Source organism: Rhizobium terrae, assembly GCF_003425685.1.
Lineage (GTDB): Bacteria > Pseudomonadota > Alphaproteobacteria > Rhizobiales > Rhizobiaceae > Neorhizobium > Neorhizobium terrae.
The window spans coordinates 207,134-223,009 of the sequence record NZ_QJKM01000006.1; the positions used below are offsets into that span (position 1 = coordinate 207,134).

Consider the following 15,876-nt stretch of genomic DNA (forward strand, 5'->3'; position numbering starts at 1 on the left):
CGCTGAATGCTGATCTGGCTCGTGGAACTGGCGGACAAGGTCCAATTCTTCAACCTGTTCCGGTACATCACCTTCCGGACGGGCGCCGCCCTGTTCACCTCGGCCTTCATCGTCTTCCTGTTCGGGCCGAAGATGATCGCGTCGCTGCGCGTCCGGCAGGGCAAGGGCCAGCCGATCCGCGCCGACGGGCCGCAGACGCATTTCAAGAAGGCCGGCACGCCGACCATGGGCGGCCTGATGATCCTTGCCGGCATTCTCGGCGGCTCGCTGCTCTGGGCCGATCTTTCGAACATCTATGTGGTCGCGACCCTGCTCGTCACGCTCGGCTTCGGCGCCATCGGCTTTTACGACGATTACCTGAAAGTCACCAAGCAGACGGAAAAGGGCTTTTCCGGCAAGGCGCGGCTCGGCATCGAATTTGTCATCGCCGGCATCGCGGTTTACTTCATGATGCGCATGGCGCTCGCGACCGGCGCCTCCACCAATCCGACGCTCGGCACCTCCATCGCCTTTCCGTTCTTCAAGGATTTCCTCGTCAATCTCGGTTTCTTCTTCATTCTCTTCGGCGGTTTCGTCATCGTCGCCGCCGGTAATGCCGTCAACCTGACCGACGGTCTCGACGGTCTTGCGATCGTGCCGGTGATGATCGCCGCCGCCTCCTTCGGCGTCATCGCCTATCTTGCGGGCAACGCCGTCTTCGCGGGTTATCTGCAGATCAATTTCGTGCCCGGCACCGGCGAGCTCGCCGTCATTCTCGGCGCCGTGATCGGGGCGGGGCTCGGCTTCCTGTGGTTCAATGCACCGCCTGCGGCGATCTTCATGGGCGATACCGGCTCGCTGGCGCTCGGCGGCCTGATCGGTTCGGTCGCCGTCGCCACCAAGCACGAGATCGTCATGGCGATCATCGGCGGCCTGTTCGTCATGGAAACCTTGTCGGTCATCATCCAGGTCGGCTTCTTCAAGATGACCGGCCGGCGCGTCTTCCTGATGGCGCCGATCCACCACCATTTCGAAAAGCTCGGCTGGACGGAAAGCCAGGTGGTGATCCGCTTCTGGATCATCGCCGTCGGCCTTGCGCTGCTCGGCCTCTCGACGCTCAAGCTCAGGTAAGAGCGATGATCCCGGTCACCACATTCAAGGACAGGCAGGTCGCGCTCTTCGGTCTCGGAGGCTCCGGCCTCGCCACCGCCAAGGCGCTGGTCGCAGGCGGCGCCAAGGTCATCGCCTGGGACGACAATCCGGACAGCGTCGCCAAGGCGGCAGGCGAGGGCATCGCGACCGCCGATCTCAGAACCATCGACTGGCCGGCGCAGGCCGCCTTCGTGCTGTCGCCCGGCGTGCCGCTCACCCATCCGAAACCGCATTGGAGCGTCGATCTCGCCCGTGCGGCAGGCGTCGAGATCATCGGCGACGTCGAGCTTTTCGTGCGCGAGCGCCGCGCGCATGCGCCGGACTGCCCGTTCATCGCCATCACCGGCACCAACGGCAAGTCCACCACCACCGCCCTGATCGCCCATATCCTGAAAGCGAGCGGCCGCGACACCCAGCTCGGCGGCAATATCGGAACCGCGATCTTGACGCTCGATCCACCCAGGGATCAGCGCTTCTTCGTCGTCGAATGTTCGTCCTACCAGATCGACCTCGCCCCAACGCTCAATCCGACAGCAGGCATTCTCCTAAACCTGACGCCCGACCATCTCGACCGCCACGGCACCATGCAGCACTATGCCGACGTCAAGGAACGGCTGGTCGCCGGCAGCGAGACGGCCGTCATCGGCATCGACGATTCCTTCTGCGCGCTGATCGCCGACCGGGTGGAGCGGGCGGGCGTGACGGTGCGCCGTATTTCGAAGCGCAATGTCGTGGCCGACGGTCTCTATGCGGAAGGAAGCCGGATCATCGAAGCCCATGGCGGGACTTCGGCGCAGCTCGTCGATCTCGACGGTATCGAGACGCTGAAGGGCAGCCACAATGCCCAGAACGCCGCCGCGGCGATTGCGGCCTGCCTCGCCGTCGGCGTGTCGCGCGACGAGATCCGCGCCGGTCTCAAATCCTTCCCCGGCCTCAAGCACCGCATGCAGCCGGTTGGACGTCGGGTGCAGGTCGTGTTCGTCAACGATTCGAAGGCCACCAATGCGGATGCCGCGGCGCCTGCGCTTTCCAGCTACGACCGCATCTACTGGATCGCCGGCGGACTGCCCAAGGAAGGCGGCATAGTCAGCCTCGCTCCACTCTTCCCGCGTATCGTCAAGGCCTATCTGATTGGAGAAGCAGCTCCGGCGTTTGCTGCGACCCTCGGCGAGGCCGTGCCCTACGAGATTTCGGGCACGCTGGACAGGGCCGTCGCGCATGCCGCCGCGGATGCGGGTTCCGATACCATCCCATCCGCGGTGATGCTGTCGCCGGCCTGCGCCAGCTTCGATCAGTTCAAGAATTTCGAGGTTCGCGGCGATGCCTTTGTCGGTCTCGTCGCCAGCCTCGATGGGGTCGCCATGTTGATCGACGTGAATTGATGGGGACGGAAAGGAAAAGAGACCGATGGTAAGCCGCGCAGACCGTGGGCCGCTCGCAGACTGGTTCTGGACGATCGACCGCTTCTTCCTCGTCGCTTTCGTGCTGCTGATGGGCATCGGCTTCATGCTTTCCTTCGCTGCCTCGCCGGCGGTCGCGGAGCGCATCGGCCTCGATAGTTTCCACTTCGTCGAAAGGCACGCGCTCTTCCTCCTGCCGTCGCTGGTGGTGATGATCGGTCTTTCCTTCCTGACCCCGCGCCAGGTGCGCCGCACCGCGATCATCCTTCTCGTCGTCTCGCTCGGGTTGATGGTGCTGGCGCTGTTCTTCGGTGTCGAGGTCAAGGGTTCGCGGCGCTGGATCGGCGTCGGCAGCTTTTCCATCCAGCCTTCGGAATTCATGAAGCCGGCCTTTGTGGTGGTCTGCGCCTGGCTTTTCGCCGAACACGCGCGCCAGCCGGAGATCCCCGGCAATCTTTTCGCCATCATCCTGTTCGGTATCGTCGCGGCGCTGCTCGTCGCCCAGCCCGACCTCGGCCAGACGATTCTCACCAGCGTCGTCTGGGGCGGCATGTTCTTCATGGCGGGCATGCCGTGGCTGTGGATCTTCCTGCTGGGGGGCGTCGGCGCCGGCGGCATGGTAGCCGCCTATTACATGCTGCCGCACGTCACGGCCCGTTTCGACAAGTTCCTGACCGGCGAGGGCGACCGCTTCCAGATCGAGACCGCCCACGAGGCGATCCTGCAGGGTGGCTGGTTCGGCCAGGGCCCGGGCGAAGGCATCGTCAAGCGCATCCTGCCGGACAGCCACACCGACTTCATCTTCTCCGTTGCAGCGGAAGAATTCGGCATTATCTTCTGCATGGCACTCGTTGCGATCTTTGCCTTCGTCGTGCTGCGCGGCCTCAACCACGCCTTCAAGGAAGGCAACGACTTCAACCGGTTTGCGGTCGCGGGCCTGGTGCTGCAGATCGGCATGCAGTCGATGATCAATATCGGCGTCAACCTCGAACTGATGCCGGCGAAGGGCATGACCCTGCCGTTGATCTCCTATGGCGGATCGTCGATGATTGCCATCTGCGTCACGGCGGGCTTCATTCTGGCCCTGACACGCCACCGTCCGGAAAAGCGGGCGCAGGAACGCAGCCTGTTCCGAGTGGCACAGGGCGTGCCGGCGGAGTAAAGAAGACCCATGACAAAAGGTATCGTCCTGCTCGCCGCCGGGGGAACCGGCGGCCATCTGTTTCCCGCGGAAGCGCTGGCTCATGAACTGAAAAGCCGGGGCTATTCCGTCCATCTTGCCACCGACAGCCGAGCCGAACGGTTCGCCGGCACGTTTCCGGCCGACGAGATCCATGTCGTGCCGTCTGCCACGCTCGGCTCGAAGAACCCGGTTGAGGTCATCCGCGCCGGCTGGAAGCTCTGGACGGGACTGCGCACCGCGCGCCGTCTGATCGCCCGGCTGAAGCCGCTCGCCGTCGTCGGTTTCGGCGGCTATCCGACCGCCCCGCCGCTGATGGCGGCGACCTCGATGGGCGTGCCAACGATGATCCACGAGCAGAATGCCGTGATGGGCCGTGCGAACAAGGCGCTGGCACCCAAGGTGCAGGCGATCGCCGGCGGCTTTCTGGCGGAGAACAACGGTCCCTATGCGGCAAAGACGGTGACGACGGGCAATCCGGTGCGTCCCGCCGTGCTGGCGGCATCCAACGTCCCGTATGTCGCCTCGCGCGGCAGCGATCCGTTCCGGCTCGTCGTCTTCGGCGGCAGCCAGGGCGCGCAGTTCTTTTCCTCTGCCGTCCCCACCGCGCTCAGCCTTCTCGATCCTGCCGAACGCGACCGGGTCGTCGTGACCCAGCAGGCGCGCCCGGAGGACAAGGACCGGGTGACGTCCTGCTTTGCCAAGCTCAAGGCACCGGCCGACATTTCCTCCTTCTTTTCAGACATGGCGGAACGGCTCGCGACCGCCCATCTCGTCATCTGCCGCTCGGGCGCCTCGACGGTTTCCGAGATCGCGGTGATCGGCCGTCCGGCGATCCTCGTGCCTTATCCGCATGCGCTGGACCACGACCAGGCGGCCAATGCCGAGGCGCTGGTGGCGACCGGCGGCGCCAAGGTCGTGCCGCAATCGGAACTTTCGCCGGAAAAGCTCGCCTCGATCATCTCCGGCGCGATGAAGGATCCGGACCGCCTCGAACGGATGGCCGCCGCCGCCAAGTCGGTCGGCCACCCGAATGCGGCAGAGGTGCTTGCCGACATGATCGCGGTCATCGCGGAACGCAAATCGATATCGGAATTCAAGGCGTCGCTGAACAAGACGCCGGACAATAAAGGAGTGCAGGCATGAAGATGCCGAAGGCCATCGGGCTCGTTCATTTCATCGGCATCGGCGGGATCGGCATGAGCGGCATCGCCGAAGTGCTGCACAATCTCGGCCACAAGGTGCAGGGCTCCGACCAGTCGGACGGCGCCAACGTCCAGCGCCTGCGCGACAAGGGCATTCCGGTCTTCGTCGGACATCAGGCGGAGAACCTCGGCGATGCGGAAGTCGTCGTTGTCTCCACCGCCATCAAGAAGAACAATCCGGAACTGATGGCGGCGCGCGAAAAGTCGCTGCCGATCGTCCGCCGCGCCGAGATGCTGGCCGAACTGATGCGCTTCCGCAACGCGATCGCGATCGGCGGCACGCACGGCAAGACGACGACGACCTCGATGGTGGCGACGCTGCTCGAAGCCGGCGGGCTCGACCCGACCGTCATCAACGGCGGCATCATCAACGCCTATGGCACCAATGCCCGCATGGGCGAGGGCGAATGGATGGTGGTCGAAGCCGACGAATCGGACGGCACCTTCCTCAAACTTCCCGCCGACGTCGCCGTCGTCACCAATATCGATCCGGAACATCTCGACCATTACGGCAATTTCGACGCCGTGCGCGCCGCCTTCCGGCAGTTCGTCGAGAACGTGCCGTTCTACGGTTTCGGCGTGCTCTGCCTCGACCATCCCGAAGTCCAGGCGCTGGTCGGCCGCATCGAGGACCGCAAGATCGTCACCTATGGCGAAAATCCGCAAGCGGACGCCCGTTTCTTCAACGTCCGCATGGAAGGCACCAAGTCCGTTTTCGACGTGGAGATCCGCCGCCGGCGCACCGGCAGGGTGTTCACGTTCAAGGATCTGGCGCTGCCGATGCCGGGTCGACACAACATTTCCAACGCCACCGCGGCGATCGCGGTCGCCAACCGGCTCGGCATTTCGGAAGAGGGCATCCGCAAGGGGCTCGCGAACTTCTCGGGCGTCAAACGGCGCTTCACGCTGACCGGCACCGTCAACGGCATCTCCGTCTTCGACGATTACGGCCATCATCCGGTCGAGATCAAGGCGGTGCTGAGGGCCGCGCGGGAGGCCTGCCAGGGCCGCATCATCGCCGTCCATCAGCCGCACCGCTATACGCGTCTGTCGAGCCTGTTCGAGGATTTCGCCAACTGCTTCAACGATGCCGACAGCATCATCCTGGCGCCGGTCTATGCGGCGGGCGAAGAACCGATCGAAGGCGTCAATTCCGAGGCATTGGTGTCGCGCATCCGTTCGGGCGGACATCGCGACGCACGCTATATGGAATCGCCCGCGGAACTCGCTTCGATTGTATCGGGCATTGCGAAGCCGGGTGATTTCGTGGTTCTTCTGGGGGCAGGCAATATCACGCAGTGGGCGGCGGCATTGCCCAGGGAACTGGAAAGCATTTTGGGACAGTGAGAATGAAACAGGTGAATGGGGAAAAGCTTCTGGCTTCGTTGGGGGATGGCGTCGAAAAACTGCGCGGGCGCCTGACGCCGGATGCGCCGATGGACCGCGTGACCTGGTTCCAGGCCGGCGGGCTCGCCGAACTCATGTTTCAGCCGCACGATGTCGATGACCTCGTCACCTTTCTGAAGATCCTGCCGGAAGAGGTGCCGCTGACGGTGGTCGGCGTCGGCTCCAACCTGCTGGTGCGTGACGGCGGCATTCCGGGCGTCGTGCTGCGCCTCTCGGCCAAGGGTTTCGGCGGGCTCGATCTCGTCGGCGACAACCGCATCCAGGCCGGCGCGATCTGCCCCGACAAGCACATCGCCGCCATGGCCATGGACAACGGCATCGGCGGCTTCGCCTTCTATTACGGCATTCCCGGTTCGATCGGCGGCGCGCTGCGCATGAATGCCGGCGCCAACGGCACCGAGACGAAGGACCGCGTGATCGAGGTTCATGCCGTCGACCGCAAGGGCGAGAAGCACGTCTTCTCGAATGCCGAGATGGGCTATACCTATCGCCATTCCTCGGTGCCGGCCGAGATGATCTTCACCCACGCCGTCTTCGAGGGATATCCGGAAGACCGGGCGAAGATCCGCGCCGAGATGGATGCGGTGCGCCAGCATCGCGAGACGGTGCAGCCGATCAAGGAAAAGACCGGCGGCTCGACCTTCAAGAACCCCGAGGGGCATTCCGCCTGGAAGTTGATCGACGAGGCCCACGGCCGGGGGCTGATGAGCGGCGGCGCGCAGATGTCCTCGCTCCACTGCAATTTCATGATCAATATCGGCCATGCCACGGGCTACGATCTCGAATATCTCGGCGAGACGGTCCGCCAGCGCGTCTTCGAGAATTCCGGCATCAAGCTCGAATGGGAGATCAAGCGCCTCGGCATCTTCATGCCCGGCCGGGAGGTCAATCCGTTCCAGGGCGTCACCAGCGAGTGACCTGGATGGTAGAAGCCGAAGGGCGATCGCATGATCGCATCTGCCCGCTTTGATCGAGTCGGATCAATCCGGTAGGCTTCTTTCCTCTTAAAGCTGTTCAATCCCGGTCCGCGTCCGTCCGCGGATCGTATTTCAGTTTTTTTGCATTCATTGAACATTCAGGACGCTGAGCCGCATAATGATCGGGCATCGGACGCGTCATATCTCGTCGGCAATTTGGGCCGCAGGCGCTTTCAGGGGGATTGAAATATGTTCAAGAAACTTGCAGCCGAGTTCCTCGGCACATTCTGGCTCGTCTTCGGCGGATGCGGCAGTGCCGTTCTGGCGGCGGCATTTCCCGATCTCGGCATCGGCTTCACAGGGGTTGCCCTGGCATTCGGGCTCACGGTTCTCACCATGGCCTATGCGGTCGGCGACATTTCCGGCGGCCACTTCAATCCGGCGGTGTCCGTCGGCCTAGCGGTGGCCCGCAGGTTCCCGGCATCCAGCCTCGTTCCCTATATCGTCGCCCAGGTGGCGGGCGCGATCGTCGCGGCGGCAGTTCTCTACCTCGTCGCTTCCGGGAAGGTAGGTTTCCAGGCCGGTGGCTTTGCGTCGAACGGTTACGGCGAACATTCGCCGGGTGGTTATTCGTTCGTCTCTGCCCTGGTCATGGAAGTGGTGATGACGGGCTTCTTCCTGTTCATCATCCTCGGCGCCACCAGTCACCGATTCCCGGTCGGCTTCGCCCCGATCGCCATCGGCCTGGCGCTGACGCTGATCCATCTCGTGTCGATCCCGGTCACCAACACCTCGGTCAATCCGGCCCGCTCCACCGGCGTGGCGCTGTTTGCCGAAGGCTGGGCGCTCGGGCAGTTGTGGCTCTTCTGGGTCGCCCCGATCATCGGCGCCGTCCTCGGGGCGGTTGTCTGGAAGGCGGTCGGCGAGACGGAATAATCGCCGATTCTCCAGGGATGGAACACCCGCCGGTGGCCTCGCCGGCGGGTTTTTCTTTGTCCGCACACTTCTTCCTTCACTGCGGGGGAAGGGGTTAGAGCCCTGTTTTCGAAAGAAAAATCTCCGGCCCTCGGAGATCGGGTTAATCAAAGTTAACGGTCCGTTAACCATGTTCGGGCACTAATGCAGTCATGCCTGATATCAGGAGAGTCGCCCGGTAAAGGGCGGGGCCAAAGGAAAAGCCTCGCGCAAGCGTCCAAGTTTAGAGTGAAATCATTTTTGCAGGAGTGAGCGATGACCGACAAGCACGTGGCTGTTCTGATGGGAGGATTTTCCTCCGAGCGGCCTGTCAGCCTGTCGTCGGGCAATGCCTGCGCCGATGCGCTCGAAGGCGAGGGTTATCGCGTAACCCGCGTTGATGTCGGCCGGGATGTCGCCGCGGTTCTCTCCGACCTGAAGCCCGACGTCGCCTTCAATGCCTTGCACGGGCCGTTCGGCGAGGACGGTACGATCCAGGGTATTCTCGAATATCTGCAGATTCCTTATACCCATTCCGGCGTGCTGGCGTCCGCGCTTGCCATGGACAAGCAGCAGGCGAAGCATGTCGCCAAGGCTGCCGGCATTCCGGTTGCCGAGGCCAAGGTGGTGAACCGGTTCGATATCGGCAATACGCATCCGATCAAGCCGCCCTACGTGGTGAAGCCGGTGCGCGAAGGCTCGTCCTTCGGCGTGGTGATCGTGCAGGAGAATCAATCGCATCCGCCGCAGGTGATCGGCTCCTCGGAGTGGCGTTACGGCGAGCGCGTGATGGTCGAGCGGTACGTCTATGGCCGTGAGCTGACCTGCGGCGTGATGGGCGACGTGGCGCTCGGAGTGACCGAGGTGGTACCCACGAACCACGCCTTTTACGATTACGATGCGAAATATGCCGAGGGTGGCTCGAAACACGTCATTCCGGCGCAAATTTCACCGAATATTTACCAAAAGATTCAAACACTAGCGCTCAAGGCGCATCAGGCGATGGGCTGCCGTGGCGTCAGTCGCTCCGACTTCCGTTACGACGACCGTTTCTCCGAGAATGGCGAGGTCATCTGGCTCGAGATCAATACCCAGCCGGGCATGACCCCCACCTCCCTGGTGCCTGAAATGGCTGCGCATGCCGGTCACTCGTTTGGTGAGCTCGTCCGGTGGATGGTGGAGGACGCTACGTGTTTGCGTTGATCGGCAATAGAGCGGGCAGACCGCGCGGCCGTTCTCAGGCTCTTTATCTCGGTGCCGATGAGCGCCGGGTTCTTCCGCGTCCGCTTCGCCGGGCAGTCCGCTTCTGCGTCAGCCTTGCGACCGGCCGCATCCATATTCCGGCCCATACCGGCACCGTCTCGACTTTCGGTTTCCTTGCGGTGGTCGGTCTTTACGGCATGTCGCTCGGCGGCCACGGCCATACGGTCGCCCAGGCGACGACGGCAGCTGTCGGCTTTGCGATCGAGGACGTCCGGGTTTCCGGCAACGACCAGACCTCCGAAATCGACATTCTCCAGCTTCTCGGCCTCGACGGCACCACGTCTCTGGTCGCGCTCGATATCGATGCGGCCCGCCGCAAGCTCTCCGATCTGCCCTGGGTCCAGTATGCCGAGGTTCGCAAGGTCTATCCGCGGACGATCGAGGTCATGCTCAAGGAACGTCAGGCTTTCGGTATCTGGCAGCATGGCTCGGAACTGTCGCTGATCGAAAAGAACGGCAGCGTGATTGCGCCATTGCGCGACAACAAATTCGCGTCGCTGCCGCTGTTCGTCGGTCGGGACGCGGAGACGGATGCAGCTTCCTTCGAAAACGAGATGTCGGCCTGGCCGGAACTCAAGGGCCGGGTCAAGGCCTATGTGCGGGTCGCAAGCCGCCGCTGGGACCTGCATCTCGACAACGGCGTCGTGCTCAAGCTGCCGGAGGCGAATGTCGGCAAGGCGTTGAGCGTGCTCGCCAGGCTCGAAAAGGAGCAGCGCGTGCTGGAGCGGGACATCGCCTCGGTGGATCTGCGTCTGGAAGACCGCACGACCATCCAGCTCACCGAGGCCGCCGCCGCGCGTCGCAGGGACGCGATCGATGCACGCGCCAAGGCGCTGAAGAAGGCAGGAGAGCAGTCGTGAGCATGTTCGGTTCTTCCCATTTCGGTCTGCCGCGCATGAAGCCGCTCTCCTCGAAGCGCAGCCACGTCGTGTCGGTGCTCGATATCGGTTCGACCAAGGTCGTCTGCATGATCGCCCGGCTGACGCCGCGCCAGGAAAGCCAGGTCCTGCCGGGCCGCACCCACAATATCGAGATCATCGGCATCGGCCATCAGCGCTCGCGGGGCGTGAAGTCCGGCGTGATCGCCGATCTCGATGCGGCCGAAAGCGTCGTTCGTCTGGCGGTCGATGCCGCCGAGCGGATGGCTGGCCTTACCGTCGACAGCCTGATCGTCAACATTTCCGCCGGACGGCTTTCGAGCGACGTCTACACGGCGACGATCGATCTCGGCGGCCAGGAAGTCGAGGCGGCCGACCTCAAGAAGGTGCTTGTATCGGCAAGCCAGCAGTCGCTGCGCCAGGATCGCGCCATCCTTCACTCCCTGCCGACCGGATTTTCGCTCGACGGCGAGCGCGGCATCCGCGATCCGCTGGCGATGTTCGGCGATGCGCTGGGCGTCGACATGCATGTCGTGTCGGCCGAGCGCGCGACGCTGAAGAACCTCGAACTATGCGTCAACCGGGCTCATCTCTCGGTCGAAGGCATCGTCGCCACGCCCTATGCCAGCGGTCTTGCGGCCCTCGTCGACGACGAGGTCGAACTCGGCTGCGCGGCGATCGACATGGGCGGCGGCACCACCACGATTTCGGTCTTTGCCGAAGGCAAGCTGGTTCATACCGATGCCATCAGCCTCGGCGGCCATCACGTCACGACCGATCTTGCGCGCGGCCTTTCGACCCGGATCGAGGATGCCGAGCGCATGAAGGTCGTGCACGGTTCCGCTCTGGCGAACGGCGGCGACGAACGCGACGTGATCTCGGTTCCGCCGATCGGCGAGGACGACCGCGATCAGCCGACCCAGGTGCCGCGCTCGCTGGTCACCCGGATCGTCGGCGCCCGCATCGAGGAGACGCTGGAGCTGATCCGCGACCGCATCCAGAAATCCGGCTTCAGCCCGATCGTCGGAAAGCGCGTCGTGCTGACGGGCGGCGCCAGCCAGCTGACCGGCCTTTCGGAAACCGCCCGCCGCATCCTGGCGCGCAATGTCCGGATCGGCCGTCCGATGGGTGTCTCCGGCCTGCCGCAGGCGGCCAAGGGACCGGCCTTTTCGACCGCGGTCGGCCTGATGATCTATCCGCAGGTCGCGGACATGGAGACGCATGCTTCGCAGAGCGGCCTGATGGCTTCGCTCGGCAATGGCAACGGCAGGCTGGCCCGGGTCGGCCAGTGGCTGAAGGAAAGTTTTTGACGGCCGGGTGAAGCCCGGCGCGTCAGGGAAGAATTGGAATGAATTGGCCGGCGGCGATGCGGCCAGAGAGAGAAGGAACTGGTGCAATGACCATCAAGCTGCAAAAGCCTGACATTACCGAGCTCAAGCCTCGGATTACCGTGTTCGGCGTCGGTGGCGGCGGCGGCAACGCCGTCAACAACATGATCACTGCCGGGCTCGAAGGCGTCGATTTCGTCGTCGCCAATACGGACGCTCAGGCGCTGACCATGACCAAGGCCGAAAAGGTCATCCAGATGGGTGTCCAGGTCACCGAGGGTCTCGGCGCCGGTTCGCAGCCGGAAGTCGGTCGCGCGGCGGCCGAAGAATGCATCGGCGAGATCGTCGATCACCTGCACGGCACCCATATGTGCTTCGTCACCGCCGGCATGGGCGGCGGCACCGGCACCGGTGCTGCGCCGGTCGTCGCGCAGGCCGCCCGCTCCAAGGGCATCCTGACCGTCGGCGTCGTCACCAAGCCGTTCCACTTCGAAGGCCAGCGCCGCATGCGGCTTGCCGAATCGGGCATCCAGGAACTGCAGAAGTCGGTCGATACGCTGATCGTCATCCCGAACCAGAACCTCTTCCGTATCGCCAACGACAAAACGACCTTCGCCGACGCCTTCGCGATGGCCGACCAGGTTCTCTATTCGGGCGTCGCCTGCATCACCGACCTGATGGTCAAGGAAGGCCTGATCAACCTCGACTTCGCCGACGTCCGCTCGGTGATGCGCGAGATGGGCCGCGCGATGATGGGCACCGGCGAAGCCTCCGGTCCGGGCCGCGCGATGCAGGCGGCCGAGGCGGCGATCGCCAATCCGCTCCTCGACGAGACTTCGATGAAGGGCGCCCAGGGCCTGCTGATCTCCATCACCGGCGGCCGCGACCTCACCCTCTTCGAAGTCGACGAAGCCGCGACCCGCATCCGCGAGGAAGTCGATCCGGACGCCAACATCATCCTCGGTGCGACCTTCGACGAAGCGCTCGAAGGCCTGATCCGCGTGTCGGTCGTCGCGACCGGCATCGATCGCGGTGCCGCCTCGGTCGATCTGCGAGCCGCTGAAATGCGCGCCGCAGCCAAGCCGATCATCCGGCCGTCCGCCGCCGTACCGTCCGCACCGGCCCTTCAGCCGGCTCCGGTCATGCAGCAGCCCGCTCCGGTGATGCAGGCCGCTCCGGCACCGCAGCCGGTCGCCCAGCAGCCCGCCATCGATCCGATCGCCGAGCAGATCCGCCTGGCCGAAGCCGAGATGGAACGCGAACTCGCCATCAGCGAGCCGCCGCGTGCCGCACCGGCTCCGCAGCCGGTCATGCAGCCGATGCAGGAAGAGTTCCGCCCGCAGAGCCGGATCTTCGCATCCGCTCCGGTCGAGGCTCCTGCTCCGGTCGTCAACCGTCCGGCACCGCAGCCGGCGCCGATGCAGGCTCACGTCCAGCCGCAGCCGGCTCCGGTCATGAGTCAGCCGGCGGCTCCGCGTCCGGCCGCTCCGGTCTTCCGCGAACCGATCGCTCCTTCGGTTTCCTCCGTCGTCGAACCGGTCCGCATGCCGAAGGTCGAGGATTTCCCGCCGGTCGTGAAGGCCGAGATGGATCACCGTGCTCAGGCCGTGCCGCATGTCCAGGAGGAACGCGGCCCGATGGGCCTCCTGAAGCGGATCACGAGCTCGCTCGGTCGCCGCGAGGAGGAAGAGCCGGTGAATTCCGACATGACCGCTTCGGCGCCCGCTCCAGCCTCGCAGCAGCGCCGTCCCCTGTCGCCGGAAGCGAGCCTCTACGCACCGCGCCGCGGCAATCTCGACGACCATGGCCGTGCCGTCCCGCAGGCTCACCACGACGACGACCAGCTCGAGATCCCGGCCTTCCTGCGCCGTCAATCGAACTGAGAGGCGAACTGAGTTAACGGCGGTTAAGAAAAGTGACGAAGGCCCGGATCAACGATCCGGGCCTCTCGGCGTTTTACCAACAGTCCCTGAGGGTTAACAACGTAACAATCCGAAACGAACAGTGATTTGGAATGTACCGGAAGGCTGCGTATGAAGGATACTGGAAAGACGCCGAAAGGGACCGGCCGACGCAACGTTCGGCTGAATAAGAGGCGCAAAAAAGTTCGGATCCTTTTCCTTCATGGGTCCGATGAAAAGAAGGCAGCAGAATGACAATCGGATTACTCGGTTTCCAGACCACCATCGCCGCTCCCGTGAGCCTGAAGGGCATCGGCGTTCATTCTGGGGCCGATGTCGGCATCACCTTCCAGCCTGCCGAAGCCGGAACCGGCATTGTCTTCAGCCGTGCTTTCCCGGATGGCAGCTCGGTTGAATATCGCGCCCTGTCCGCGCAGGTCGGTCCGACCGATCTCTGCACCGTTCTCGGCACCTCGCCGGCGAAGTGGGTCGCGACGATCGAGCACGTCATGGCGGCGCTCTATGCGCTCGGCCTCGACAATGTCGTGGTGGAAGTGGACGGCGCGGAAATGCCGATCATGGACGGCAGTTCCCATCCTTTCATCGAAGCGATCGAGCAGGTGGGGATCGTCAATCTCGGCGCCAAGCGCCGTTACATCCGCGTGCTGAAGCCGGTGCGCATCGATTCGGGTGCGTCCTGGTCGGAGTTCCGGCCGCATGACGGCACCCGCTTCGAGGTCGAGATCGATTTTGCCTCGCCGCTGATCGGCCGCCAGAGCTGGAAAGGCGAGCTGACCGCCGGAACCTTCAAGCAGGAACTGTCGCGCGCTCGCACCTTCGGTTTCATGCGCGACGTCGAACGCCTGTGGGCCGCCGGTTATGCACTCGGCTCGTCGCTCGAAAACTCGGTCGTCATCTCCGACGACGACACGGTCGTCAATGTCGAGGGCCTGCGCTTCAAGGACGAGTTCGTCCGCCACAAGACGCTCGATGCCGTCGGCGATCTGGCGCTCGCTGGCGCGCAGTTCATCGGCTGCTACCGCTCCTATCGCGGCGGTCATAAGATGAACGCCAATGCGCTGAAGGCGCTGATGAGCGATCCGACGGCTTACGAGATCGTCGAGGCCCCGTCTTCCCGTTCCGCCCGCGTCAGGGCCGGCGAATTCGTTCCGGTCAGCGTGCCGGAACAGACGCCCTGGTTCGCGTGAGAGAGTTTTGACCCGGTCGGCTCCGCCGATTGCCCTGGCCGCTTCTTCGGAAGCGGCCTTTTTCTTTTTGAAAGAGGGCGATGACGGCGAGGGATGCCACAAAAATGTATGAATGGGACAGCATTGCGTTGCTCTCCCTTTGCTTTTATGGCTAGAACGGCCTCTCGGGGCAGCGGGCTTTTCACGCGCGGGACGATCAGGAACTGTCGAATGAACCATGTAAGGTCTGTTGGGATGCGTAGGACGGCAAGGATGATGCTTGTCTCGGCGGCGCTGTTGGGCGCCGGCCTTGGCGTGACGGCCTGCCAGTCGGACCCGGATATCGACATCACCAAGCTCGGTCTGGAGACCGAGCAGCCGGAAGTGCTCTACAATCAGGGCCTTGCCAATATGAAGGCGGGCAACCTTTCGGAGGCGGGGCGCAAGTTCGACGCGATCGACCGGCAGAACCCGTTCACCGAATGGGGCCGCAAGGCGCTCGTCATGAGCACCTTCACCAAATACCGGCTCGGCCGCAACGACGAGGCCATCGCCACCGGCAACCGTTACATGAGCCAGTATCCGCAGTCGCAGGATTCGGCCTATGTGCAGTATCTGGTCGGGCTTGCCTATTCCAAGCAGATCGCCGACGTGACCCAGGACCAGCGCGCCGCCAACCGCACCATCGAGGCGATGAACAAGGTCGTGAAGGACTATCCGAATTCGGAATATGTCGAGGACGCCCAGGCCAAGATCCGCTATGCGCGCGACCAGCTCGCCGGCAAGGAAATGCAGATCGGACGTTATTACCTGGAGCGCAAGGAATATCTTGCCGCGATCCAGCGTTTCCGGACCGTGGTCGAGCAATATCCGAATACCAATCAGGTGGAGGAGGCGCTGGCCCGTCTCGTCGAAGCCTATTATGCGATGGGCATCGTCGAGGAGGCGCAGACCGCGGCAGCCGTTCTCGGCCGCAACTATCCGGACAGCCAGTGGTATTCCGATTCCTTCAAGCTTCTGCAGGGCGGCGGCGTCCAGCCTCGTGAGAATCGCGGCTCGTGGATTTCGCGCGCCGGGGCGAAGCTCATCGGTGCGTAAGGGCCTGGACGGGTGAGACCAGGGGCG

Annotated in this window: 13 protein-coding genes; all 13 read left to right on the forward strand. The window is 63.8% G+C overall.

The annotated features are described in order from the left end of the window. The first annotated feature begins 6 nt into the window (after window positions 1-6). The 13 genes from mraY to DMO26_RS13075 all read left to right on the forward strand — a co-directional run bounded on the left by mraY (window position 7) and on the right by DMO26_RS13075 (window position 15,849). Complete coding sequence (gene mraY, locus DMO26_RS13015; protein WP_117192498.1) at window positions 7-1,110, forward strand: phospho-N-acetylmuramoyl-pentapeptide-transferase; 1,104 nt, start codon at window positions 7-9, stop codon at window positions 1,108-1,110. Window positions 1,111-1,115: 5 nt separating this feature from the next. After that, window positions 1,116-2,513 carry a UDP-N-acetylmuramoyl-L-alanine--D-glutamate ligase gene (gene murD, locus DMO26_RS13020; RefSeq protein ID WP_117192499.1) on the forward strand — a complete coding sequence of 466 codons (1,398 nt, stop codon included), beginning with the start codon at window positions 1,116-1,118 and terminating at the stop codon, window positions 2,511-2,513. Between the two features lie 25 nt (window positions 2,514-2,538). Continuing rightward, complete coding sequence (gene ftsW, locus DMO26_RS13025; protein WP_117192500.1) at window positions 2,539-3,693, forward strand: putative lipid II flippase FtsW; 1,155 nt, start codon at window positions 2,539-2,541, stop codon at window positions 3,691-3,693. A 9-nt stretch (window positions 3,694-3,702) separates the two neighbouring features. After that, window positions 3,703-4,857: an undecaprenyldiphospho-muramoylpentapeptide beta-N-acetylglucosaminyltransferase gene (murG, locus tag DMO26_RS13030; RefSeq protein WP_117192501.1), complete on the forward strand. Its 1,155-nt coding sequence runs from the start codon at window positions 3,703-3,705 to the stop codon at window positions 4,855-4,857. After that, window positions 4,854-6,263, forward strand: coding sequence for a UDP-N-acetylmuramate--L-alanine ligase (gene murC / locus DMO26_RS13035; protein ID WP_117192502.1), 1,410 nt, complete (start codon window positions 4,854-4,856; stop codon window positions 6,261-6,263). Before murG ends, murC begins: the two co-directional genes overlap by 4 nt. 2 nt (window positions 6,264-6,265) lie before the next feature. Beyond that, the gene (murB, locus tag DMO26_RS13040) at window positions 6,266-7,240 is read left to right on the forward strand and encodes a UDP-N-acetylmuramate dehydrogenase (protein ID WP_117192503.1); all 975 of its coding nucleotides are present in this window, start codon (window positions 6,266-6,268) and stop codon (window positions 7,238-7,240) included. Window positions 7,241-7,489: 249 nt separating this feature from the next. Beyond that, complete coding sequence (gene aqpZ / locus DMO26_RS13045) at window positions 7,490-8,176, forward strand: aquaporin Z (RefSeq protein WP_117192504.1); 687 nt, start codon at window positions 7,490-7,492, stop codon at window positions 8,174-8,176. 294 nt (window positions 8,177-8,470) lie between these two features. Continuing rightward, window positions 8,471-9,397, forward strand: coding sequence for a D-alanine--D-alanine ligase (locus DMO26_RS13050; protein ID WP_117192505.1), 927 nt, complete (start codon window positions 8,471-8,473; stop codon window positions 9,395-9,397). Beyond that, window positions 9,385-10,317 carry a cell division protein FtsQ/DivIB gene (locus DMO26_RS13055; protein ID WP_117192506.1) on the forward strand — a complete coding sequence of 311 codons (933 nt, stop codon included), beginning with the start codon at window positions 9,385-9,387 and terminating at the stop codon, window positions 10,315-10,317. Before DMO26_RS13050 ends, DMO26_RS13055 begins: the two co-directional genes overlap by 13 nt. After that, entirely contained in the window at window positions 10,314-11,645 is a 1,332-nt protein-coding gene (ftsA, locus tag DMO26_RS13060) for a cell division protein FtsA (protein WP_117192507.1), read from the forward strand. Before DMO26_RS13055 ends, ftsA begins: the two co-directional genes overlap by 4 nt. An 86-nt stretch (window positions 11,646-11,731) precedes the next feature. After that, window positions 11,732-13,546 carry a cell division protein FtsZ gene (gene ftsZ, locus DMO26_RS13065; RefSeq protein ID WP_117192508.1) on the forward strand — a complete coding sequence of 605 codons (1,815 nt, stop codon included), beginning with the start codon at window positions 11,732-11,734 and terminating at the stop codon, window positions 13,544-13,546. Between the two features lie 269 nt (window positions 13,547-13,815). Further along, a complete protein-coding gene (gene lpxC / locus DMO26_RS13070; protein WP_117192509.1) occupies window positions 13,816-14,772 on the forward strand; it encodes a UDP-3-O-acyl-N-acetylglucosamine deacetylase in 957 nt (318 codons plus the stop codon). Between the two features lie 210 nt (window positions 14,773-14,982). Further along, on the forward strand, window positions 14,983-15,849 hold the full coding sequence (locus DMO26_RS13075; protein WP_162894867.1) for an outer membrane protein assembly factor BamD: 867 nt from the start codon (window positions 14,983-14,985) through the stop codon (window positions 15,847-15,849). The last annotated feature ends 27 nt before the right edge of the window (window positions 15,850-15,876 follow it).

Bases quoted from the DNA above. Each gene is read 5' to 3' on its own strand.
- mraY (WP_117192498.1), top strand. From the start codon at position 7: ATGCTGATCTGGCTCGTGGAACTGGCGGACAAGGTCCAATTCTTCAAC.
- murD (WP_117192499.1), top strand. From the start codon at position 1,116: ATGATCCCGGTCACCACATTCAAGGACAGGCAGGTCGCGCTCTTCGGT.
- ftsW (WP_117192500.1), top strand. From the start codon at position 2,539: ATGGTAAGCCGCGCAGACCGTGGGCCGCTCGCAGACTGGTTCTGGACG.
- murG (WP_117192501.1), top strand. From the start codon at position 3,703: ATGACAAAAGGTATCGTCCTGCTCGCCGCCGGGGGAACCGGCGGCCAT.
- murC (WP_117192502.1), top strand. From the start codon at position 4,854: ATGAAGATGCCGAAGGCCATCGGGCTCGTTCATTTCATCGGCATCGGC.
- murB (WP_117192503.1), top strand. From the start codon at position 6,266: ATGAAACAGGTGAATGGGGAAAAGCTTCTGGCTTCGTTGGGGGATGGC.
- aqpZ (WP_117192504.1), top strand. From the start codon at position 7,490: ATGTTCAAGAAACTTGCAGCCGAGTTCCTCGGCACATTCTGGCTCGTC.
- DMO26_RS13050 (WP_117192505.1), top strand. From the start codon at position 8,471: ATGACCGACAAGCACGTGGCTGTTCTGATGGGAGGATTTTCCTCCGAG.
- ftsZ (WP_117192508.1), top strand. From the start codon at position 11,732: ATGACCATCAAGCTGCAAAAGCCTGACATTACCGAGCTCAAGCCTCGG.
- lpxC (WP_117192509.1), top strand. From the start codon at position 13,816: ATGACAATCGGATTACTCGGTTTCCAGACCACCATCGCCGCTCCCGTG.
- DMO26_RS13075 (WP_162894867.1), top strand. From the start codon at position 14,983: ATGAACCATGTAAGGTCTGTTGGGATGCGTAGGACGGCAAGGATGATG.